Below are 21,677 nucleotides of genomic sequence, written 5' to 3' on the forward strand. Positions count from 1 at the left end.
GTCAGCAGCGGTTCACGATCGGGATGCAGGCGCCGTTGATCTGGGCGGCCAGCGGCGAGGCCAGGAACAGGATCAGCTCCGCCACCGCGTCCAGCGATACCCAGCGGGAGAAATCGGCCTCGGGCATGGCCTGCCGGTTGCCCGGCGTGTCCAGGGTGCTGGGCAACACCGCGTTGGCCGCGATGCCGCGGTGGCGGGTTTCGCTGGCCAGAGTCCTTACCAGTTCGGCCACGCCCGCCTTGGACGCGGCGTACGCCCCGAGTCCGGCGTGCGCGCGCCCGATGGCGTCCGAGCCGATGCACACCACATGCCCGGCGCCGCGCGCCAGCATCAGCGGCAGCGCGGCCTGGCAGGCCACCACGGCGGTGCGCAGATTGAGCGCATACATGCGGTCCCAGGCCTCGACGCCGCCGTCGGCCAGCGTCTCGTGATGAAAGCCGCCGGCCACGCTGACCAGGGCGTCCAGCCTGCCGAACCTGCGCGCGATCGTGTCGAAGGCATGGCGCGTGCTGGCGACGTCGTTGAGATCGACGTCGAGCAAGGCCAGGTCGGCACCCGCCTGCGGCCGGCCGGCGGCGTCCGTGGCCCGGTCCAGCACGACGACCAGGTCGCCGCGCCGCCTGAACCGCTGCGCCAGCGCCCTGCCCAGCGCGCCCATGCCGCCGGCGATGGCCACCACGGCCGCGCCGTCGCCGGCTGTTGCTTGCGTCTTCATGCCGGGCCGCTCATCAGTTGGTTTTCATGTCGACCGACTTGACGATCGGCGCCCATTTGCCCAGGTCGCTATCGATCTTGCCGGCCATGTACGCCACCGACAGGTCGCTGGCCGGCCGCAGGCCGATGTTCTGCAGCGCCTCGCGCACCTGCTGCTTGTCGAACACCTTGCGCACGCTGGCGTTGAGCCGGGCGATGACCGCGTCGGGCGTGCCTGCGGGCGCCACCAGGCCATACCAGGGTTCGACATCGAAGCCCTTCATGCCGCTTTCCTGCATGGTCGGGATATCGGGGATGCGGCCGTCGCGCTGCGACCCGGTCACGGCCAGCGCGCGCAGCTTGCCGGCCTGCACCATGGGGATGGCGCTCAGGTCGCTGAACATCAGCGTCAGCCGCCCGCCCAGCAGGTCCGAGCGGGCCGGCCCGCCGCCGCGGTACGGGACGTGCGTCATCTTGACCTGCGCCGTGGTGCTGAACAGTTCGCCCGCCAGGTGCATGGTGCTGCCGGTGCCGGACGATCCGAAGGTGGCCTGGCCAGGATGCTGCCTGGCATAGTCGGCCAGGTCCGCCACCGATTGGATCTTGCTGTCCGGATTGACGACCAGGATGTTCTGCGTGGTGACCAGCATCGAAACCGGCTTGAAGTCCTTGACCGGGTCGAACGGCAAGTCGTGGTACAGCGACGGGTTGATGGTCAGGATGCTGATCGTGCCCAGCAGCAGCGTATAGCCGTCGCCCGGCGACTTGGCCACGATGTCGGCGCCGATGTTGCCGCCGGCGCCGGTCTTGAACTCGGTGTACACCGGCGTGCCCAGATCGCTGGACAGTTGCTCGGACACCAGTTGCGCCAGCGGACCGATCGTGGCGCCCGGCGCGAAGGGCACCACCAGCCTGATGGGCTGCTCGGGAAACGCGGCATGGGCCAGGCCTGGCCGGCAAGCCGAGAGCACGGCGAACGCAAACGCTGCACAGATGCCTTTCATCATGGTCTTCTCCTCCTTGTTTATTGTTTGAGCGCCATCCGCCGGCCATGGCCGGCGGCGATGCGGTCAGGCGTGCGCGGGCTTGGCCGCCATGCGCACCAGCCTGCCGGGCAGCGCGCCGGTGGCCTCGGCGTTGCGGTAGACCACCACGCCGGACACGATGGTCGCCACATAGCCGCTGGGCTTTTGCAGATAGCGGCCCTTGCCGGCCGGCAAGTCCATGCTCATGACCGGCACGCCGGGATCCATCGTCGCGGGATCGATGACGTTGATGTCCGCCTTCTTGCCGACTTCCAGCACGCCGCGGTCGAGCAGGCCCACGGCCCGGGCGGTGTCCGCCGTCTGGCGCTTGACCAGCCACGGCAGGTCGAAGGCCGGCTGCCCTGCCCCCCCGCCCCAATGCTTGAGCAGGAAAGTCGGGAAGCTGGCGTCGGAGATCAACGCTACGTGCGCCCCGCCGTCGCCCAGGCCGATGACCGTGTTCGGATCGGCAATCATCTGCGCGCAGGCGTCCAGGTTCTTGTCGGCGTAGTTCGCGAATGGCGAGAACAGCAAGGCCTTGCCGTCGTCCTCGAGCAGGCAGTCGTAGGCCAGGCCGGCCGGATCGGCGCCGGCGCGCCGGGCCAGCGCCGCGATCGAGCGTTCGGGGCCTGGGTCATAGCACGGCGGGTTGCCCAGCGGAAAGATGTTGTCGAATTCGTTCAGGCGCTTGCCCAGCGGCGTATCCCGGCTCTCGCGCAATTCGCGCAGCAGCTGCGCGCGCAACGCCGGATCCCGCATCCGGCGTACCCGCTCGTCCAGGGGAAGGTCGGCGATGGCCTTGTAGCTGGCGCAATCCGAGAAGACGTTGCGGCTGCCCTGCATGCCCAGCAGCACGCCCACCCCGCGCGGCGCGACCTGCGCCCGGATGGGCAGGCCTTCGGCCGCCGCCTGCGCCGTCAGGGCCAGCAGCCGGCGCCACCCTTCCTTGTTGCCGTGCTTCTGCATCAATGAGAACGACAGCGGCCGGCCGGACTTTTCCACCAGGCGGCGCATCATGCCGAACTCGGCCTCCAGCAGGTCCGGATCGTCGAAATCGATGATGATCTCCAGCACGCCGCCGCCGGCGTCCGCCAGTCCCAGGGCGATGCCGGTCAGCTCTTCCTCGGCCGCGCGCAGCGACGGCATCGGATCGCCGGTGACCGAACGGTGATTGATCGAGCGCGAGGTCGAGAACCCGATGGCGCCATGGCGTATGGCCTCGGCCGCCAGGCCGCGCATCCGCGCGATGTCCTCGGGCGTGGCCATCTCCAGCCGCAGCGCGCGTTCGCCCATGACATACACGCGCAGCGCCGCGTGCGGCAGTTGCGCGCAGAAGTCGATATCGTGTTCGATCCGTTCGGTCGCCCGCAGGAAGTCGGGAAACGTTTCCCAGGCCCAGTCCAGGCCTTCGTGCAGCGCCACGCCCGGGATGTCCTCCACGCCTTCCATCAGCTCGATCAGATTGCCGCGATCGGCCGCGCGCACCGGCGCGAACCCGACCCCGCAGTTGCCCATCACCACCGTGGTCACGCCGTGCCAGCTGGACGGGGCCAGGCGGGAATTCCAGATGATCTGCCCGTCGTAATGCGTATGGATGTCGACGAACCCGGGCGTGACGATCTTGCCGCGCGCGTCGATCTCGGCGGCCGCGCCCGGCGCGATGTTGCCGATCTCGGCGATCAGCGCGCCGCGCACCCCGATGTCCGCCACCCGGGGCGCGCCGCCCCGCCCGTCCATGAGCAGTCCGCCGCGGATGACAAGATCGAGCGCCTGTTCGTCGTGCATTTCTTCCTCGCTTGAGCTGCCCTGCGCGCCTGCGTGCGGGGCGGGGTTCACCATGCCTGTCCCGACGGATTACAACGGCGAACCCGGCGGGCGACAAGCAAGGATTTCTTATGCTGTGACAAGGATTTCCAATCCACGGCGCGGCCGCTTGCGCGTTCGCCGACGCCGCCTCGCACGCCTAGCGCCAGGCGCTGCCCACCTGGATGTAGAACGCGTTCTGGTCCTTGCTATGGGCGATATCGATGCCCGCGGACAGGCCCAGCTTGCGCGCGATCAGGTACCGGAACCCGGTGCCGATGCTGGTCACATTGGAGGCTTCGCCGAACGACTTCCAGCGGCCGTAGGCCTTGCCCACCCCGGTAAAGCCCAGCAGGGACCAGCGCGGCGTGACGTTCCAGCGCAGCTCCACCTCGCCGGCCAGCGCGGTCTTGTCCTGGTAGCGGCCGCGCTGCACGCCGCGCAGATCGATATAGGGCTGTGCGTAGAACGGCACCGCGCCGCTGGTCGTCTGGGCGTCCAGGCGCAGGCCCAGCGTCCATTTCGGATCGATCGGCAGCCAGGTATAGCCGCGCGCCCGGTAGGTCTCGAACGACTTGGAGCCGCCGAGCCAGCCGCGCGCGAACTGCGCCTCCAGTTCCGCGTAGCTGCCCTTGGTGGGATAGAACATGTTGTCGCGGTTGTCGTAGTCGATGACCAGCCCCAGCTTGCCCACGCTGGCGGCCTGGTCCCTGACGCCCAGCTCGGTGGCGGCCTGGCCGGTAAAGCGCGTGTCGGACTTGAAGTAGGTGTAGCGCGGGCCGACATACCAATGCGAGTCGCCCACCCGGGCCAGCAGCTGCTGCACCAGGAACGTGCCTTTCAGCTCATAGCTGCGCCCGCGGTTGAGCATGCCGTAATAGTCGAGGTTGGCCTTGCCCTGCGCCAGCGCGCCCAGGTAGCGGTAGCGGTCGCCGTCCCAGGTATGGAAGTGGAACAGCCCGGCGCCGCGCGAGCCGTTCTCGGTGCCCAGCACGCCCGCGCCGGTCACGTTCGGCGGCGCCAGGGCGTCGCCCTCCTTCCGGGCCTTCTGCCCCGCCTCGGCCAGCGATTCGGCGAAGTACATCAGCATCAGTCCGCCGCCATAGCCCACGGCGGGCTCGGTGATCACCATCGGCACCGGGAACACGCCTTTGCGATGCAGCAGGTAGTCGCTCATGTCGAACGCGCCATCCTGCGGATCCCTCCAGGACGAGGGTTGCGCCATGCAGGCTGCCGCGCCCATGGCGGCGCCGGCCAGCAAGCCCGATGCAAGTCCTCTCGTGGTTCTCATCCAGCGTCCCGTCGGTCCCAGGCAAGCCGCGGACCGCCGCGTCTCGACCGTCCGCGTTCCGCTTGAACTAGCATAGGCGCAAAAACCGCTGGCCCCTATCGCCGCCGCGCCGCAACAGGCGAAAAACCAACACCTGCCCTCTACGCGCCGCCTGGCGCGGGGGCTTTGGCGCGCGCGACGCCCATGTGCTCGGCCGCGACGGCGCCGAAGCATTGCGCGAAGGCGTCGATGCGCTCGCCGCCGCCCTGCCCGGCCCGCATGATGCAGTAGTAATCCACCGCCACCCGGGGCGCCACCGGCACCAGGCTGACGCGCCAGCGCCGGCTCGCCACCGCGGCGAACGACGGCACCACGGCCTGGCCCAGGCCCGCCTCGACCATGGCCAGTACCGTTTCCAGGTGCGTGACCACGCGCCCCGGCGCGTCGCCCTGCACGCCCAGGTGCTGGTTCACCAGGCGCTGGATCGGATTCCCGTCGGGCAAGGCGATCAGGCCGTCGCGGTCGATCTGCGGCCAGCGCACCGACCTGCGCCGCTCGCCCTCCACGCGCGGCACGGCCAGCGCCAGCCGGGCCGGAAAGACCGTTTGCCGCCGTATGCCGGCCGCGCGCGTGAAGAACGCGCCGAAGCCGGCGTCCAGGTCGCCGCTTTCGACCCGGGCGGCGATCAGGCTGCGATCCAGGTCCATCACTTCCACGCGCACCCGCGGCGCCAGCGCCTGGAAGCGCTTGAGCACATCCGGGATCACGCTGCAGGCGATCAATGGCGTCACGCCGATGCGCAGGCGGTCGCGTCCGTCGGCGTCCAGGGCGCCCAATTGCGCCACCGCCGCGCCCAGGTCCTGCACCGCGCGCTGCGCCACCGGCAACAGGCTCTGGCCCGCCGGCGTCAGGCGGACCGCGCGCGTGGTGCGCTCGAACAGCCGGCTGCCCAGCTGCGTTTCCAGGTCGCGCACCATAGCGCTCAGCCCGGCCTGCGAGATGTGCAGCTGTTCGGCCGCCTTGGTGAAGCTGGCATGGCGCGCCACCGCAAGAAAGGCGCGCATCTGGCGAAAAGAGAAGTTCATGGTCGGCCGGCCCGGGGAGAACAGGCGTTCATATTAACAAGCATTGCTTGTCAATTTATCCAATATTGTTCTTTTACTTATTTAACCCGGTGCGTTGAAATAGTGGATCGGCCCATCCGAGGCCCCATTGCCGCAAAAGACACTGGAGACGAGACATGACGAATTCGCCCGCATTGACCATGACGCTGCGCGCCGTGCTGGCGCTGGCCGCCACCGCCACCCTGGCGCTGGGTCCGGCCGCTCCCGCGGCCGCCGAGACGTTCCCTTCCAAGCCCGTCACCCTGGTCGTGCCCTTCCCGCCGGGCGGCCCCACCGACACCAGCGCGCGCCTGTTCGGCGCCGTCATGGCCGACCAGCTGGGCCAGCCCGTCATCGTCGAGAACCGCGCCGGCGCCGGCGGCAGCGTCGGCACCACCGTGGTCACGCGCGCCAAGCCCGACGGCTACACCCTGCTGTGGGGCGGCACCAGCAGCATCGTGGTCGCGCCGGCCCTGTACACCAATCTGCAGTACGACCCGATCAAGTCCTTCACGCCGATCGGCATGGCCGTGCGCGGCCCGCTGATCCTGGTCAGCCGCCCCGACCTGGGCCCCAAGGATATCGGCCAGCTGCGCGACTACGCCAAGGACCATGACCTGAGCGTGGCCTCGGCCGGCACCGGCTCCATCGGCCACCTGACCGCCGAAATGTTCAAGAGCGAGGCCGGCGCCCGCATGCTGCACGTGCCCTACCGGGGCGGCGCGCCGGCCCTGACGGACGTCATGGGCGGCCAGGTCGACCTGTTGTTCGACACGGTCACGCTGCTGACGCCGCAGATCCACGCCGGCAAGCTGCGCGCCTACGCCGTCACCGGCAGCCAGCGCTACAGCGGCCTGCCCGACGTGCCGACCGTCTCGGAGACGATCGGCAAGCCCTTCGAGGCCTATTCCTGGTTCGGCCTGATGGCGCCGGCCGGCACGCCGGCGCCGGCCGTGCAGGCGCTGACCGACGCGCTGGCCGCCGCCGCCAAGGATCCCGAGGTCATCAAGCAGCTCAGCGCGCTGGGCCTGGAGCCGGTGGGCGACACCCCGCAGGAGTTCGCCCGGTCGATCCGCGCCGACCTCGACAAATGGACCGGCGTGGTCCGCAGCGCGGGCGTCAAGCCCCAGTAACCGCGCCTACGTATCCGCTACACAGAAGGACAATCCACGATGCCCGACACCACCTCACCCCGGATCCTTATCGCGGGCGCCGGCCTGGGCGGCCTGACCGCCGCGCTGGCCCTGCAGGCGCGCGGTTTCCAAGTCCGCGTGCTGGAGCAGGCCGCGCAGCTGCGCGAACTGGGCGCGGGCATCCAGCTCAGCGCCAACGCCAACCGCGTACTGTACCAGCTCGGCCTGGGCCCGGCGCTGGAACAGGTGGCCAGCCCGGCCTCCGGCAAGCGCATCCGCCTGTGGAACACCGGCCAGACCTGGCCGCTGTTCGACCTGGGCGCGCAATCGGTCGAGCGCTATGGCTACCCGTACCTGACCATCTACCGCGCCGACCTGCACCGCGTGCTGGCCGACGCCGTGCTGGCGCGCGACCCGCACGCCATCGAACTGGGCGCCCGGGTCGAAAGCGTCACGCAGGACGACACCGGGGCCAGCGTCACGCTGGCCGACGGCAGCACGCGCCGGGGCGATATCCTGGTGGGGGCGGATGGCGTGCACTCGCGCGTGCGCGCCGCGCTGCACGGCCAGGACCAGGCGCGCTTCTCCGGCGCGCTGGCCTGGCGCGGCGTCATCCCGGCGCACAAGCTGCCGCCGCATCTGCGCGAACCCTATGCCGTCAACTGGGTAGGCCCCGGCGCCCACGTCATCCACTACCCGCTGCGCCGCGGCGAACTGGTGAACTTCGTCGGCATCCTGGAGCGCGACGACTGGCAGGTGGAATCCTGGACCCAGGAAGGCACGATCGCGGAATGCGCGCGCGATTTCACCGGCTGGCACGAGGACGTGCAGACGCTGATCCATGCGCTGGATACGCCCTTCAAGTGGGCGATGATGCTGCGCGAACCCCTGGCGCAATGGACCCGCGGGCGCATCACCCTGCTGGGCGACGCCTGCCATCCGACGCTGCCGATGCTGGCCTCGGGCGCGGCCATGGCCATCGAGGACGGCTACGTGCTGGCGCGCTGCCTCGACGGCATGCGGGCCGACGCGCCGCGGGCGCTGGTGCGCTACCAGGACCTGCGCGTCGAGCGCACGGCGCGCGTGGTGCGCGGCTCGGCCGAGAACGCCAGGCGCTTCCACAACCCGGAGCTGGCGCACGCGGCCGGCGCGGCCGCCTATGTCGAACAGCAATGGAGCGAGGCGCGGGTCCGCGAACGGTACGAATGGCTGTTCACGTACGACGTGGACGCCGAGCCCGTCTGAACGCCTCCGGGAGACAGGGTTTCCCCTTGGATGCGCGCCGGCACCTTGTCGTGCCGGCGCAATCGCTGTAAGTTGTGCCGGTTCCACCAACGTGCAGTTCGGGAGAGATCGTCCAGCGGACGACGCCGACGGAGCAACCACCCCGGAAACTCTCAGGCAAAAGGACCGACCTGCAGGAACATCTGGAGAGTGGCGCGCGGTACGGCGCCCACCGAAGGGGATCCCTGGCGCGCTTGCATCGGCGCACGGGTGAAGCTCTCAGGTAAATGGACAGATGGGGTTGTGGCCGGGCCATTCCGATGGCCGGCAGACGCCAACCTCTTCTGGGACCACGACCATGTCTCGAATCGCCGTCATCGGCGCCGGCATCACCGGCGTCACCACCGCCTATGCGCTCGCATTGCGCCAACACCAGGTCACGGTATTCGACCGCCACCGCTATAGCGCGATGGAAACCTCGTTCGCCAACGGCGGACAGCTGTCCGCCAGCAATGCCGAGGTCTGGAACAGCCGTTCCACGCTCTTCAAGGGCCTGCGCTGGATGCTGCGGCGCGACGCCCCGCTGCTGCTCAATCCCCGTCCCAGCTGGCACAAGTACTCGTGGCTGGGCGAGTTCCTGCGCCAGATTCCCCGCTACGAAGCCAACACCATAGAGACCGTGCGCCTGGCCATCGCCGCTCGCCAGCACCTGTTCGAGATCGCGGCCCGCGAACGGATCGATTTCGATCACGAGCGGCGCGGCATCCTGCACTTCTATGCCAGCAAGCAGGAGTACGACGGCGCCTTGCGCGTCAACGCGCTGCTGCGCGCCGGCGGGCTGGAGCGGCGGCCCGTATCGCCCGAGGAAATGCGCGCCATCGAACCGGCCCTGCAGGGCGATTTCCACGGCGGCTTCTTTACCGAGTCGGACTCCACCGGCGACATCCACAAATTCACCACCGGCCTGGCCCGGGCCGCCGCGCGGCACGGCGCCGTGTTCCGCTACGAAACGCCCGTCAGAGGCATCGAGCATCGCGGCGGCGCCATCGCCATCACGACCGCCGAGGACGTCGAACCCTTCGACAAGGTGGTGATCTGCGCCGGCGTGGGCAGCCGCCAGTTCGCCAGCATGGTGGGCGACCGCGTCAACGTCTATCCGGTCAAGGGATATTCGATCACGGTCAGCCTGGACGACGAGGCCAGCCAGGCCGGCGCGCCCTGGACCAGCCTGCTGGACGACCGCGCCAAGATCGTGACCAGCCGGCTCGGCGCGGGCCGGTTCCGGGTGGCCGGCACCGCCGAATTCAATGGCTTCAATCGCGATATCCGCGCCGACCGCATCGAACCGCTTATCGCGTGGGTGCGCAGGTATTTCCCGCAGGTCTCGACCAGCCGCGTCGTGCCCTGGGCGGGCCTGCGGCCCATGCTGCCCAGCATGTTGCCGCGCGTCGGCCCTGGCAAGCGGCCGGGCGTGTACTACAACACCGGCCATGGCCACCTTGGCTGGACGCTGTCGGCCGCGACGGCGCAACTGGTGGCCGACGCGGTGGCGGCGGGCGGGGGGAAATAGCGGGCGCGCCTCAGGCGCGCCCGGCCGCGTCCAGCCGGCCCAGGCATGCCCGCAGGCCAGGTGGCAGCGCCACGGGACGGCGGCTGGCGCGGTCGACGTAGACGTGCACGAAGTGGCCCTGGGCGGTGCAAAGCTGGTCGCCGGCCCGGAACACGCCCAGCTCGTAGCGCACGCTGCTGCGCCCCACGTGGGCCACGCGCAGGCCGATCTCCAGCGTTTCCGGGAATACGGCCGGCGCGTGGAAATTGCAGTGCGTTTCCACCACCAGGCCGATCACCGCGCCCTGGCGCGGATCGAGTTCGCCGGCCAGCGACAGGTAGCGATTCACCGCCGTGTCGAAGTACGCGTAATACACGACGTTGTTGACGTGCCCGTACATGTCGCAATCCATCCAGCGCACCGGCATGGCCTCGAAATGGCCGAAATCGGCGCGCTGCCACCGTGGCGCGCGCGGGGACGGCTGCGTGGCGTCGCTCATAGCGCCTCCCGGTAAAGCCGCAAGGCGTCGTCGTAGCCAAGCTGCCTGGGGTTGTTGACCAGCAAGCGCTGTTGCTGCATGGCTTGTTCGGCGAGCATGGGCAGGTCCGGCTCGGCCACGCCCACTTCGGCCAGGCGCCGCGGCAGCCCCAGCCGCGGACCCAGGCCTGCCATCTCCCGCACGAACCCTTCGGCGCGCGCCTGCTCCGTGCCGCCGACTTCCGGGCAGACGATCTGCGCAAGCTGGGCATAGGCGGCGCAAGCCCGCGGCAGGTTGAAGCGCAGCACCGCCCCGAACATCAAGGCATTGGACAGGCCGTGCGGCACGTGGAACGCGCCGCCCAGCGGATACGCCAGCGCATGGACGGCCGCCACCGGCGCATTGGCAAACGCCTGCCCCGCCAGCATCGCGCCCAGCAGCATGTCGTGGCGGGCCGCCATGTCGGCGCCGTCGCGGCATGCGGGGCCGATGGAACGGCACAGCAGGCGCAACGCCTCGCGGGCCAGGCCATCGGAGATCGGGTTCTTGCGCAACCTGCTGGTATAGGCTTCGACGGCGTGCACGATGGCGTCGATGCCGGTGGCGGCGGTCACGCTCGCCGGCAGGCCGCGGGTCAGCTCCGCATCCAGCACGGCGATGTCGCAATACAGGACGGCAGACACGATGCCCGCCTTGGAGCTGTCCGCGCGGGTCACGATGGCAATGGGGGTGGCTTCCGATCCGGTGCCGGCAGTGGTCGGCACCTGCACCAGCGGCAGCCGCGCGCCGGTGACGCGATCGATCCCGTAGCTATCGCGAAAGTCCGCCGGGGATCGGGCGAAAGCCGCCACCAGCTTGGCGATATCCATCGACGAGCCGCCGCCAAAGCCGATCACGCATTGCGCGTCCATTCCGCGCGCCTGCGCGATCGCCTGGTCCACGGCCGCTTCGGGCGGGTCGGCCAGCACGCCGTCGTAGACATCAACCGTATGGCCGGCGCCACGCAGACCCGCCGCGAAGGCGGCAACCAGGCCCAGCCGCACCAGCTGCTCGTCGGTGACCACCAGGATACGGCACGGCCCCCATTGCGCCGCGACCGCCTCGCCCAGCCGTTGCGAAGCCCCCTCGCCCGCGAGCGTGCGGGCGTGTGTCCGAAATTCGAATCCGTTCATAGCACCTCGAATAATCCCGCGGCGCCCATCCCGCCGCCCACGCACATGGTCGCCACGACGTAGCGCACCCCTCGGGCGCGCCCTTCCAGCAGCGCATGCCCTACCAGCCGCGCGCCGGACATTCCATAGGGATGGCCGAGCGCGATGGCGCCGCCATTGACGTTCAACCGATCGTCCGGCAGGCCCAGGCGGTCACGGCAATAGATTACCTGCACGGCGAACGCCTCGTTCAATTCCCATAGACCGATGTCGCCGATCGCCAGCCCGGCGCGCACCAGCAGCCTGGGCACGGCGTGCACCGGACCTATACCCATTTCGTCGGGACGGCAACCCGCCACCGTGAAGCCGCGAAAACCTCCCAGCGGCCGCAGGCCGCGCGCTCGCGCCGCGTCGGCGCGCATCAGCACGCAGGCCGAGGCCCCGTCCGAAAGCTGGCTGGCATTGCCGGCCGTGACGCAGCCGCCCTCCCGCACGCTCTTGAGCGTGGCCAGCCTCGCGGCCGTCGTTTCCGGACGAATGCCCTCGTCCTCCTCCAGCAGGACTTCGATTTCGCCGGGCGGATCGACCGCCAGACGGCGCACGCGCATGGGCGCAATCTCCTCGCGCAAGCGGCCCGCCGCGCGCGCCGCCGCGGCACGCTGCTGGCTGGCGGCCGCGTAGTCGTCCTGGCGCTGGCGCGAAATACCGTAGCGCCTGGCAACCACTTCGGCCGTATCTATCATGGGCAGGAAGATGCCCGGCATGCGATGCGCCAGCCACGGATCCTGCTCCATATGGTGATTCATGTGCTCGTTCTGCACACACGAAATCGAGTCCAGTCCGCCAGCCACCACCATATCCGCGCTGCCGCACAGGATGGACTGCGCTCCCATGGCGATGGCCTGCAATCCGGACGAGCAAAGCCGGTTGACGGTGACGCCCGGCACCTCCACGGGCAGGCCGGCGCGCAAGGCGACCTGGCGCGCGATATTCTCGCCCGCCGTGCCCTCGGGCCGGCCGCAACCCATGATGACGTCATCGACTTCGGCTGCGTCGACGCCGGCGCGCCGCACCGCGTGTTCGACCGCGTGCGCGCCCAAGGTGGCGCCATGGGTATTGTTCAGCGCGCCGCGATACGCCTTGCCGATGGGCGTGCGGGCGGTCGAGACGATGACCACCTCGTCGTTCATGCTTCCTCCCTGCAAAAATCCCGCAGCCGCGCGCCCTGTCGCGCCAGGCGGACCAGCAGTTCGGCCGGTTGCCAGAATTGCGGCTCTTCGTTGGCCGCGCGCCGCCGTAGGGCGGCCACGACCGCCGGCAGGCCCGAAACGTCGGCGCTGTAGCAAGGGCCGCCGCGCCATCGCGGAAAGCCGTACCCGGCCAGGAATACCGCGTCCACGTCCGCCGCGCTGGCCGCGATGCCTTCCTCCAGCAGGCGCGCGGCCTCGGCGATCAGCGCGTGCAGGCAACGCTCGACGATTTCCCCCGCCGGAATCGCCCGGGGCGAGGCGCCCGCCTCGCGCGAGGCGGCGGCAATCATGGCTTCCACCTCGGCATCGCGCCGGGGCTGGCGGCCGCCGTCCGGATAGGCGTGAATTCCGCTGCCTCCTTTCAGGCCGAGGCGGCCCGACTCGCTGACCCGGTCCAGCCAGTCCGGCCAGGGGCGCTCGGGCGTTTCGCTGCGCTGCCGCTGCCGGATACTGTAGCCAACGTCCAGACCCGCCAGGTCGGCGACCTGGAATGGCCCCATGGCGAACCCCCACTCGCGCAGCGCCGCGTCGACCTCCATGGGCATGGCCCCCTCCTGCACCAGCAAGGCCGCCTGCCGCAGATACTGGTGCCACATGCGGTTGCCGATGAAACCGTCGCACACGCCGGCCACCACGGCGATCTTGCGCAAGCGCCGCGCCAGCCCCTGCACGGCGGCCACGACATCCGCATGGGTGGCGTCGCCGCGCACGATTTCCAGCAAGGGCATCACCGGCGCGGGGCTGAAGAAATGCAGGCCGACCACGTCCGGCGGACGCCGCGTGGCGTGCGCGATCCGGTTGACGTCCAGCGTCGAGGTGTTGGTGCCGAGGATGGCGCCCGGCTTGAGGATGCGGTCGAGTTGGCGGAAAACCCCGCGCTTGACCTCCATATCTTCGAACACGGCCTCGATGACCAGGTCCGCTTGCGCGACGTCCGCCATGTCGCCGACCGTCGTGACGGCGCTGGCGTACTGGTCGGCCTGGCCAGGCGTCAAGCGCTTGCGCGAGACCTGGCGATCGAAATGCTGCCGCACGCGCGCGCGCCCCTGCGCCAGGCAGCCGGCATCCACATCGTGCCAGAGCACCGGCAGGCCGGCCTCGGCCAGGCAGATAACGATGCCGGTGCCCATCGTGCCGGCCCCGATGACCGCGACCTGGTCGATGCGCCTGGCCGAGGCATCGCCGGCCGGCGCGCGCGGCCGTTCGGCGAAGAAGGCATAGCGCAAGGCCCGCGCCTCGGGGCCGTCGCGCAGACGCGCGAACCAGTCATGCTCCAGCGCCCGCCCGGCTTCATACGGCCCCTGCGCCGCGGCCAGGCATAGCAGCGCCGCCTCGCGCGCCGGCGCGCTGCCGACTGGCCGGATGGCGGCTTCGCGCGCCGCCTCGGCGATGGCTTGCGGCGCCAGCGCGGGCAGGCTGGACGCCCGGCGCGGCGCCAACCCGCCCGGCGCGCCGCGCATCCACGCCAGCGCCTGCTCCAGCGTATCGACCTGCGGCACCCGCGCATCGGCCAGCTTGTGCCGCAGCGCGGTCTCGCCGGTCACGGGTTCGCCGCCGAGCACCATCTCGACGGCCTGGCGCGCGCCCACCAGGCGCGGCAGGCGCTGCGTCCCCCCGGCGCCGGGCAGCAATCCCAGCTTTATCTCCGGCAATCCCAGCGAAGCGCGCGGCGACACCAGCCGGTAGTGGCACCCCAGCGCAAGCTCCAGCGCGCCGCCCAGCGTCACGCCGTCGAGCAGCGCCACCACGGGCAACGGCCCGCTCTCGATCCGGTCGATCAGTTCGCCCAGCCCGGGGGCCTGCTGCGGGCCGGCATGGTCGAACTCCTTGATATCCGCGCCGGCCGAGAAGATGCCGGCGCGGGCGCTGACGAGCAGCAATGCCCGCAATTGCGGCCTCGCATACGCGTCCTCCAGGCAGCGGGCCAGGTCGCGCCGCAACGCATGGCCCAATGCATTCACTGGCGGGCTGTCCAGGGTCAGCACCCCTATCTCGCCCCGCATCGTGATCGCTACCGACATGTCCAGGCTCCTACTGTTTCTCGATGCCGGCGATCTCGGCCGCGCGGCTCCACTTGGCGATCTCGTCGATCTGGTACCGGCGCAACGCCGCGGGACCCGCCGCAAAGCTGTCCCAATTCGTGCCGGCCAGGAACTCCTGCGTCTGCGGACGCTCGTAAATCGCCACGATGGCGCTGCTCAGCTTGTCGATGACCGGCTCGGGCGTACCGGCCGGCGCGAACGCCGAAGTCCAGTTCACCATGTCGAAACCCGGATAGCCCGCCTGCTCGACCGTGGGCACGCCGGGCTCGCTTTCCAGGCGCTCGGCGCTGCTGACGGCCAGCAGGCGCAATTTTCCGGAGCGCAGGAAAGGCACCAGCGCCGCGTAATCGGCGAACGCGAAATCGACTTGTCTGCCGGCCAGGTCCGTCAACGCCTGGGCAGCCCCCTTGTAGGGAATGTGGCTGGCCTTGCTGCTGGCCATCGAAAGGAACAGCTCCGTGGTGATCTGGTAGGCGGCGCTGCCCGAGCCGTAGTTCAGCGCGCCAGGCCGCTCCCGCATCGCCGCGACCAGATCGTCCACCGAACGGTAGGGAGACTCGGCATTTACCGCCAGGCCCATCGCGCCCTTTGCCAGCCGTGCGACCGGCGCGAAATCCTTCAGCGGGTCGTAGGGCAGCGCCTTGAAGATGGCCGCGTTGACCGTCATGGCCGACGACCCGGAGATCAGCAATGCATAGCCGTCGGGCTGCGCGGCGGCCACCATCTTGGCGGCGATGAAGCTGTTGGCGCCAGGATGGTTCTCGACCACCACCGGCGAACTGAAGACGGCTTCCATCTCGCGCGCCAGATAGCGCGCCGTGTTGTCGGTGCCGCTGCCCGGCGCGAACGGCACGATGAGCCGGATCGGGCGCGCCGGGAATGTTTGCTGCGCCAGCGGCGCGCTGCTCGCAAGCAGCGATGTCGCGCCCAGCAGGACCGACAGAACGAACTGTTTTTTTCTCATGGTCTCCTCTCGTGCTAGAACGGTGCGGACTTCAGCGTCCGTGGAAAACCGGCGGCCGCTTTTCCAGCAGGGCCGCGATGCCCTCCTGGTGGTCGGCGGTGCGATGCGACAGGGTTTGGTACAGCCTGGAGAGTTCAAGCATGGCCTCCAGCCGCTGGTGCAGCCCTTCGCGGATCAGTCGCTTGGCAAAGCGCACTTGCTGCGGCGGGTTGGCGGCAATCCGCTCGGCCAGCTGGCACGCGGCGTCCATGAGTTGCCCCGCCGGCACGACGCTGGAAACCAGGTTCCATTGCAGCGCGGTTGCCGCATCCAGCATGTCGCCGGTGAAGGCCATTTCGTAGGTGCGCGCCAGCCCGACGATGCGCGGCAGGAACCAGGATCCGCCATCGCCCGGAATAATGCCCAGCTTGACGAAACTTTCGGCGAATCGCGCATCGTCGGCGGCGATGCGGATATCGCACATGCAGGCCAGATCGCAGCCCGCGCCGATGGCTGCGCCGTTGACCGCGGCGATCAAGGGCACGTCCAGTTGCGCCAGGGCCATGGGAATGCGTTGGATTCCCGTGGCGTACTTGGCGGGGATGCGCGCCGCGGGCCCGCTGTCCGGGCCATAATCCTCCAGCATCTTCTTGACATTGCCACCCGCGCAGAAAGAGGGGCCGTTGCCGGTCAGGATCGCCGCCCTTACGTCCAGGTCGGTGTTTAGGTCGCGCACAAGATCCTCGAACTCCTGGAACTGCTCTGTATCGGTCAGCGCATTGCGCGCCTCGGGGCGATTCATTCTGACGATACAAATGCGGCCGCGCCGCTCCACCTCAAGAAATCGGGTCATATCCGTTGTTTCTCCTCGTTGAGCAATTCTTAACGTCCGCTCCAGCGCGGCGCGCGCTTCTCGCGAAACGCCAGCGCGCCTTCCCGCGCGTCGTCCGAGCGGTATAGCGGCTCCATGATGTGGAAAGCCGTGCGCAGGGCCGCGCCCCGTCCCATCTCGGCCGCGGCGTAGACCATCTCCTTGCAGGCCGCCGCGCTCAGCGGCGCGGTGGCAACGATGGCGCGCGCCAGCTCCATGGCCTTGTCCATGAGCTGCGCGGCGGGCACGACATGGTTGACGAAGCCGATCTCGGCGGCCCGCTGGGCGCTGATGGGATTGCCGGTCAGCAACAGTTCGAGCACCAGTTTCTGCGGAATGACCCCCTGCAGCCAGACCGCCCAGGCGGGCGCCCGGCCGACCTTGGACTCCGGCATGCCGAACACGGCATGGTCCGCGGCCACCGCCAGGTCGCACATTTGCGTGAAGAACCAGCCGCCGCCCAGCGCCGCCCCATTGACGGCCGCGATGACGGGTTTGCTTGCCTGGACGTTGTCGCCCAGTATGGGCAGGAAGCTCTTCTGGCTGAGATCGGTGTTCTCGGACAGGTCGCGCCCGGCGCTGAAGCTGCGCTCGCCGGCGCCGGTGAGAATGGCGACCCGCAGCGACGGATCGTTTTCGAACCGCTCCCAGGCGGCGATCAGCGCCTGCCGCATCTCCAGGTTGATGGCGTTGCGCTTGTCGGGCCGGTTCAGCGTGATGATCGCGATCTGCTCGCGCGCTTCGAATCTTACGGTCGAGGATGTGTTCATTTGACTTCCGGGTTGGCTTGAAGACGGGATGCGGACAGCGACGACAGCACCGCTTCGGTGTGCTCGCCCAGCACGGTCGGCGGCCTGCCGTGCCGGGCCGGCGTGCGCGACATGCGCAACGCGCTGCCCATCGAGCGGATTTCGCCGAATACCGGGTCCGGCGCGGCGGCCACGAGCGCTCGATGGCGGACGTGCGCATCGTCGAGCACCTCCGCCACGGTCTGGATGGGGCCGCACGGTATGCCTTCGGCCAGCAGGCGCTCCATCCAGTACTGGCGCGTCTGGCCGCGGAATGCCTCGCGCAATTGCGCCATCAATGCGTTCTTGCCCTGGACGCGCAGTTCGTTGGTCGCGTAGCGCGGATCCCGCGCCAGCGATTCGCGGCCCAGGTGGCGGCAAAGGCGCTGGAACTGCCGGTCGTTGCCCACCATCAGCATGAGCGGCCCATCCATGCAATGGACCGCATCGCCCGGCACGACGGTTGGGTGCTCGTTGCCATTGCGTTGCGGCGCCTGGCCCGACGCCAGGAAGTTCGCCGCCAGGGTGGACAGCGCCGATACCTGCACGTCCATCAGCGAGAGATCCAGGTGCTGGCCCTGCCCGCTCGCGTCGCGCTCGCGCAAGGCCATCAGCACGCCGCAGCAGGCGTAGACCCCGGTCATCAGGTCGATGATGGGAATCCCCGTTTTCTGCGGGCCGCCGCCGGCGGCCTCGTCGGGCAGGCCGGTCACGCTCATCATTCCGCCCACGGCCTGGATGATCGAGTCGTAGCCCGGCCTTGCCGCATAAGGGCCGGTCTGCCCGTAGCCCGTGATCGAGCAGTACACCAGGCGCGGATTCAGCGCCGACAGCGTGGCGTAGTCCAGCCCGTGGCGGGCCAGCGCGCCGGCCTTGAAGTTCTCGACCAGGACATCGCTGCGCAACGCCAGTTCGCGCAGCGCCTGGCGGTCCGTTTCGGACTCCAGGTCCAGGCAGACGGAACGCTTGCCCCGGTTGGCGGCGCAGAAGTATGCGGACACCCGCGCCTGGCCATCGGCCGACTCGTAGAACGGCGGCCCCCACGCCCGGCTGTCGTCGCCCTGCCCCGGACGTTCCACCTTGATCACATCGGCGCCGAAATCGGCCAGCATCTGCGTACACCACGGGCCGGCCAGCACGCGCGACAGGTCCAGCACCCGGATGCCGTCCATCGGCATGGGCTTGCTTGCACCATCACTGCTCATTACCGCTTCCTTTTCCGTTACCCGGCAAGTTGCGCCTTGCGCACGACGCCGCCCCATTTGTCGTATTCATCGCGCACGAACTTCGCGCAGGTCGCCACATCGCTGCCGACGACGCTGTTGCCCTGCGCCTGCAGCGCCTGGCGCAGGCGCGGGTCCCGCATGGCGGTTGCCAGGCCGCCCTGCAGCGCCTCGACGACCCCGGCGGGCGTTCCGCCCGGCGCGAACAGCGCCTGCCATGTTTCCGAGGAGAAACCGGGCAACCCGGATTCGGCGATGGTCGGCAGATCCGGCATCTGGTTCGAGCGCGCCTCGCCCGCGCAGGCAAGCGCGACCAGCTTGCCTGCCCGGATGTGCGCGGCCGACGCCGAAATGGTGGTGAACATGACCTGCACGTTGCCCGCCATCAGGTCCACCAGCGCGGGGCCGTCGCCCTTGTAGGGCACGTGGGTCATCTCGACCCCGGCCAGGCTCTTGAACAGCTCGCCCGACAGGTGGAACGGGCCGCCCGTGCCGGAAGACCCGTAATTGAACTTGCCGGGTTCGGCCTTGAGCAACGCGATCAGCTCGTCCAGCCCGCGCGCCGGCACCGATGGGTTGACCAGCAGCACGACGTCGTTCTTGACCAGCAGGCTCACAGGCGCGAAGTCCTGGAATGGGTCGTACGGGACTTTCTCGATGTGGGGAGCGATCGTGATCGGACCGATTCCGCCCAGCAGCAGCACATAACCGTCCGGCGCCGCGCGCGCCACGGCCAGCGTGCCGATGCGGCCGTTGGCGCCGGCGCGGTTGTCGATGATGACCGGCTGCCCCAGCGCGGCCTGCATGTGCTCGGCGATGACCCGGGCAACGTTGTCGGTGGCCCCGCCGGGCGAATACGGAACGATCAGCGTAATGGGGCGTTGGGGGTAAGGCCTGGCGGCCACGGCGCTGCCCAGCCAGGTTGTGGTTGCCAGCGCGGCGAACACGCCCAGCGCATCGCGTCGGTTCATTTCCTGTCTCCCGTTGTCCCGCCATGAGCGGGTTCTTGTTGTGACGGAAGGAAGCGTAGCCAACGCAGTGCCATATCAACAAATATTGAATTTATATCCTTCCCATATGAAAATCGACTACCAATATCGAATCGAAGAACAGGACCATGGATCTGAAGCAGATGCGGTATTTCGTGGCGGTGGCCGAAGAGCGCAGTTTCAGCCGCGCCGCGGAACGGCTGCACATTTCCCAGCCGCCGCTGTCCCAGCAGATCAAGGCGCTGGAAGACGAGCTCAACGCCCAGCTGTTTCGCCGCCTGCCCCGTGGCGTGGCGCTTACCGGAGCGGGCGCCGCCTGGCTCAAATCGTGCCGCGCGATCCTGACGCAGGTCAGGATGGCAGCCCAGGAGACCAGCCAGATCGCCGCCGGGATGCTGGGCACGGTCCGCATGGGCACGGTCAGCTCGGCGCTGGCCCATCTCGTCCCCTGCATCCTGGCCCAGGTCGGCCAGTCCATGCCGGGCACCAAAGTGGAACTGACGGAGATGAGCTCGCGCGAGCAGACCCTGGCGGTCCTGCGCGATGAGCTCGATATCGGCCTGGTGCATACGCCCATCGATACGGCCGACTTGCGGACTCGCCAGGTTCTGCGCGAACCGTTCTACGCCGCCGTGCCCAGCGGCCATCGCCTGGCCGGCCGCAAGGCCGTGGCCGTCTCCGACCTGGCAAGCGAGGAGTTCGTGTTCTTTCCCCGCTCCCTGGCTTCGGGCCTGTTCGACAAGATGGTGTCGCTTTGCGTAAGCGCCGGCTTCAGCCCCAAGATCCACCACACGGCGCGCCACCAGTCGACCATCCTGCAGATGGTGGCCATGGGCCTGGGCGTGACAGTCGTGCCGCGCTCCTTGCAGCGGATCTACAAGGGCAGCGCCGTCTTCCTGCCGTTCAGCGGCGCGCCGCACTATCTGGAACTGAGCCTTATCTGGCAGGACGGCACCGCGGACGGGCTGGTCGAGAAACTGGTGGACAGCCTGGAGCCGCTACGCGATTTCGACGGTCTTTCCTAGGCCGCGCCCAGGCACGGGCGCCGCGCCGCCCTTTCCGATCGAATACACTTATTTCCGTTGAACCAAATCAGTTTCTGTTCAACGGAAATACAGGATGGGCCTGTATTCGCAGCATGAACCCGCGAACCGGCGGGTTCCATCGGAAAAGGGAAAGCCATGTCGTCCAATGTTCTTGAAAACAGGATCGCCATCGTCGTCGGAGCCGGACAGACGCCCGGCAGCACCATGGGCAATGGCCGCGCCACCGCCATCGCCTTCGCGCGCGCGGGCGCCAAGGTCGTGGCGGTAGACCGCGACATGGCCTCGGCCGACGAGACGGTCGGACTGATTCTGGCCGAAGGCGGCCAGGCCATGGCGGTGCAAGCCGACATCACCAGCGAAGCCTCCATCGCCGCCATGGTGCGCCAGGTCATGGATGCGCACGGCCGCATCGACATCCTCCACAACAATGTCGGTATCGCGGGCGCCGGCGGCGACGCGCCGGTCGAGGATATCTCCGCGCAGGCGTTCGATCTGCTGGCCAACCTCAACCTGAAAGGCATGGTGCTGACATGCAAGCACGTGCTGCCGGCCATGCGCGGCCAACGCAGCGGCTGCGTCATCAATGTCGCGTCGACGGCGGCCTACGCGCTGTATCCCAACGTGGCCTACAAGGCCACGAAGATGGGCGTGCTGGGCCTGACGCAGCACATAGCGACGACCTACGCCGAGCACGGCGTGCGAGCCAACGCCATCCTGCCGGGCTTGCTCGACACGCCGATGGCTATCGAGGCCCGCGTCCGGCTGACCGGCAAGCCGCGCGAGCAGATCGTCGCCGAACGCAATGCGATGGTGCCCTTGCGCGGCCGCATGGGCACGAGCTGGGACGTCGCCCACGCCGCGGTGTTCCTGGCGTCCGACCAGGCGGGTTTCATCACCGGCGCGCAATTGCCCGTGGACGGCGGAGCCCTGGCGCGCGTCGGGCCCTGAACGCGGATCCGCGACCGCCGCGCCGCCATGCGTCCGGCCCTTCCCGCGGGAAAACCCTAGCTATCCCTGCCTTTTGTCGGGCGCTTAGAATTTTGTTTAACGGAAGTCATTTCCGTTCAACGGAATTAATACCAACTACCGCGCATGC

Annotated in this window: 19 protein-coding genes and 1 riboswitch; of the genes, 5 read left to right on the top strand and 14 right to left on the bottom strand. The window is 69.0% G+C overall.

Annotation, left to right across the window (positions count from 1 at the left end; translation table 11 throughout):
• Nucleotide 1 precedes the first annotated feature (1 nt).
• From CAL11_RS10605 to CAL11_RS10625, 5 genes are all read right to left on the bottom strand, one after another.
• The gene (locus CAL11_RS10605; protein WP_086092898.1) at nt 2-715 is read right to left on the bottom strand and encodes an SDR family oxidoreductase; all 714 of its coding nucleotides are present in this window, start codon (nt 713-715) and stop codon (nt 2-4) included.
• A 13-nt stretch (nt 716-728) separates the two neighbouring features.
• Nucleotides 729-1,700: a Bug family tripartite tricarboxylate transporter substrate binding protein gene (locus CAL11_RS10610; protein ID WP_086092899.1), complete on the bottom strand. Its 972-nt coding sequence runs from the start codon at nt 1,698-1,700 to the stop codon at nt 729-731.
• Nucleotides 1,701-1,763: 63 nt separating this feature from the next.
• Nucleotides 1,764-3,557, bottom strand: a complete 1,794-nt coding sequence (locus CAL11_RS10615; RefSeq protein ID WP_244172939.1) for an N-acyl-D-amino-acid deacylase family protein — start codon at nt 3,555-3,557, stop codon at nt 1,764-1,766.
• A 124-nt stretch (nt 3,558-3,681) separates the two neighbouring features.
• On the bottom strand, nt 3,682-4,812 hold the full coding sequence (locus CAL11_RS10620) for a BamA/TamA family outer membrane protein (RefSeq protein WP_167382482.1): 1,131 nt from the start codon (nt 4,810-4,812) through the stop codon (nt 3,682-3,684).
• Between the two features lie 140 nt (nt 4,813-4,952).
• Nucleotides 4,953-5,876 carry a LysR family transcriptional regulator gene (locus tag CAL11_RS10625; RefSeq protein ID WP_086092900.1) on the bottom strand — a complete coding sequence of 308 codons (924 nt, stop codon included), beginning with the start codon at nt 5,874-5,876 and terminating at the stop codon, nt 4,953-4,955.
• 155 nt (nt 5,877-6,031) lie between these two features.
• Here CAL11_RS10625 and CAL11_RS10630 point away from each other — a divergent pair, with 155 nt between their 5' ends.
• From CAL11_RS10630 to CAL11_RS10640, 3 genes are all read left to right on the top strand, one after another.
• Nucleotides 6,032-7,027, top strand: a complete 996-nt coding sequence (locus tag CAL11_RS10630) for a Bug family tripartite tricarboxylate transporter substrate binding protein (protein ID WP_086092901.1) — start codon at nt 6,032-6,034, stop codon at nt 7,025-7,027.
• A 39-nt stretch (nt 7,028-7,066) separates the two neighbouring features.
• The gene (locus tag CAL11_RS10635; protein ID WP_086092902.1) at nt 7,067-8,272 is read left to right on the top strand and encodes an FAD-dependent monooxygenase; all 1,206 of its coding nucleotides are present in this window, start codon (nt 7,067-7,069) and stop codon (nt 8,270-8,272) included.
• An 89-nt stretch (nt 8,273-8,361) separates the two neighbouring features.
• Nucleotides 8,362-8,450: riboswitch (glycine riboswitch) on the top strand.
• Nucleotides 8,451-8,609: 159 nt separating this feature from the next.
• A complete protein-coding gene (locus CAL11_RS10640) occupies nt 8,610-9,821 on the top strand; it encodes a D-amino acid dehydrogenase (RefSeq protein ID WP_086092903.1) in 1,212 nt (403 codons plus the stop codon).
• 10 nt (nt 9,822-9,831) lie between these two features.
• Here CAL11_RS10640 and CAL11_RS10645 read toward each other — a convergent pair whose 3' ends face one another.
• The 9 genes from CAL11_RS10645 to CAL11_RS10685 are packed head-to-tail and all read right to left on the bottom strand — an operon-like array spanning nt 9,832 to nt 19,517.
• Entirely contained in the window at nt 9,832-10,299 is a 468-nt protein-coding gene (locus CAL11_RS10645) for an acyl-CoA thioesterase (protein ID WP_086092904.1), read from the bottom strand.
• Nucleotides 10,296-11,450 (bottom strand): iron-containing alcohol dehydrogenase, encoded by a 1,155-nt coding sequence (locus tag CAL11_RS10650; protein ID WP_086092905.1) that lies wholly within the window; start codon nt 11,448-11,450, stop codon nt 10,296-10,298. Before CAL11_RS10650 ends, CAL11_RS10645 begins: the two co-directional genes overlap by 4 nt.
• Nucleotides 11,447-12,619 carry an acetyl-CoA C-acyltransferase gene (locus CAL11_RS10655; RefSeq protein WP_086092906.1) on the bottom strand — a complete coding sequence of 391 codons (1,173 nt, stop codon included), beginning with the start codon at nt 12,617-12,619 and terminating at the stop codon, nt 11,447-11,449. Before CAL11_RS10655 ends, CAL11_RS10650 begins: the two co-directional genes overlap by 4 nt.
• Nucleotides 12,616-14,700: a 3-hydroxyacyl-CoA dehydrogenase NAD-binding domain-containing protein gene (locus CAL11_RS10660; protein ID WP_086092907.1), complete on the bottom strand. Its 2,085-nt coding sequence runs from the start codon at nt 14,698-14,700 to the stop codon at nt 12,616-12,618. Before CAL11_RS10660 ends, CAL11_RS10655 begins: the two co-directional genes overlap by 4 nt.
• Before the next feature lie 10 nt (nt 14,701-14,710).
• A complete protein-coding gene (locus CAL11_RS10665) occupies nt 14,711-15,685 on the bottom strand; it encodes a Bug family tripartite tricarboxylate transporter substrate binding protein (RefSeq protein ID WP_086092908.1) in 975 nt (324 codons plus the stop codon).
• 31 nt (nt 15,686-15,716) lie between these two features.
• The gene (locus tag CAL11_RS10670; RefSeq protein WP_086092909.1) at nt 15,717-16,517 is read right to left on the bottom strand and encodes a crotonase/enoyl-CoA hydratase family protein; all 801 of its coding nucleotides are present in this window, start codon (nt 16,515-16,517) and stop codon (nt 15,717-15,719) included.
• Between the two features lie 29 nt (nt 16,518-16,546).
• Nucleotides 16,547-17,305 carry an enoyl-CoA hydratase/isomerase family protein gene (locus CAL11_RS10675; protein ID WP_086092910.1) on the bottom strand — a complete coding sequence of 253 codons (759 nt, stop codon included), beginning with the start codon at nt 17,303-17,305 and terminating at the stop codon, nt 16,547-16,549.
• Nucleotides 17,302-18,528, bottom strand: coding sequence for a CaiB/BaiF CoA transferase family protein (locus CAL11_RS10680; RefSeq protein WP_244172940.1), 1,227 nt, complete (start codon nt 18,526-18,528; stop codon nt 17,302-17,304). Before CAL11_RS10680 ends, CAL11_RS10675 begins: the two co-directional genes overlap by 4 nt.
• Nucleotides 18,529-18,545: 17 nt before the next feature.
• Nucleotides 18,546-19,517, bottom strand: a complete 972-nt coding sequence (locus CAL11_RS10685) for a Bug family tripartite tricarboxylate transporter substrate binding protein (RefSeq protein ID WP_086092912.1) — start codon at nt 19,515-19,517, stop codon at nt 18,546-18,548.
• Between the two features lie 146 nt (nt 19,518-19,663).
• Here CAL11_RS10685 and CAL11_RS10690 point away from each other — a divergent pair, with 146 nt between their 5' ends.
• Nucleotides 19,664-20,560 carry a LysR family transcriptional regulator gene (locus tag CAL11_RS10690; protein ID WP_068926173.1) on the top strand — a complete coding sequence of 299 codons (897 nt, stop codon included), beginning with the start codon at nt 19,664-19,666 and terminating at the stop codon, nt 20,558-20,560.
• A 156-nt stretch (nt 20,561-20,716) separates the two neighbouring features.
• The gene (locus CAL11_RS10695; protein ID WP_167382483.1) at nt 20,717-21,529 is read left to right on the top strand and encodes an SDR family NAD(P)-dependent oxidoreductase; all 813 of its coding nucleotides are present in this window, start codon (nt 20,717-20,719) and stop codon (nt 21,527-21,529) included.
• Nucleotides 21,530-21,677 lie beyond the last annotated feature (148 nt).

Origin of the sequence: Bordetella genomosp. 6 (assembly GCF_002119705.1) — a bacterium.
GTDB lineage: Bacteria > Pseudomonadota > Gammaproteobacteria > Burkholderiales > Burkholderiaceae_B > Bordetella > Bordetella bronchiseptica_F.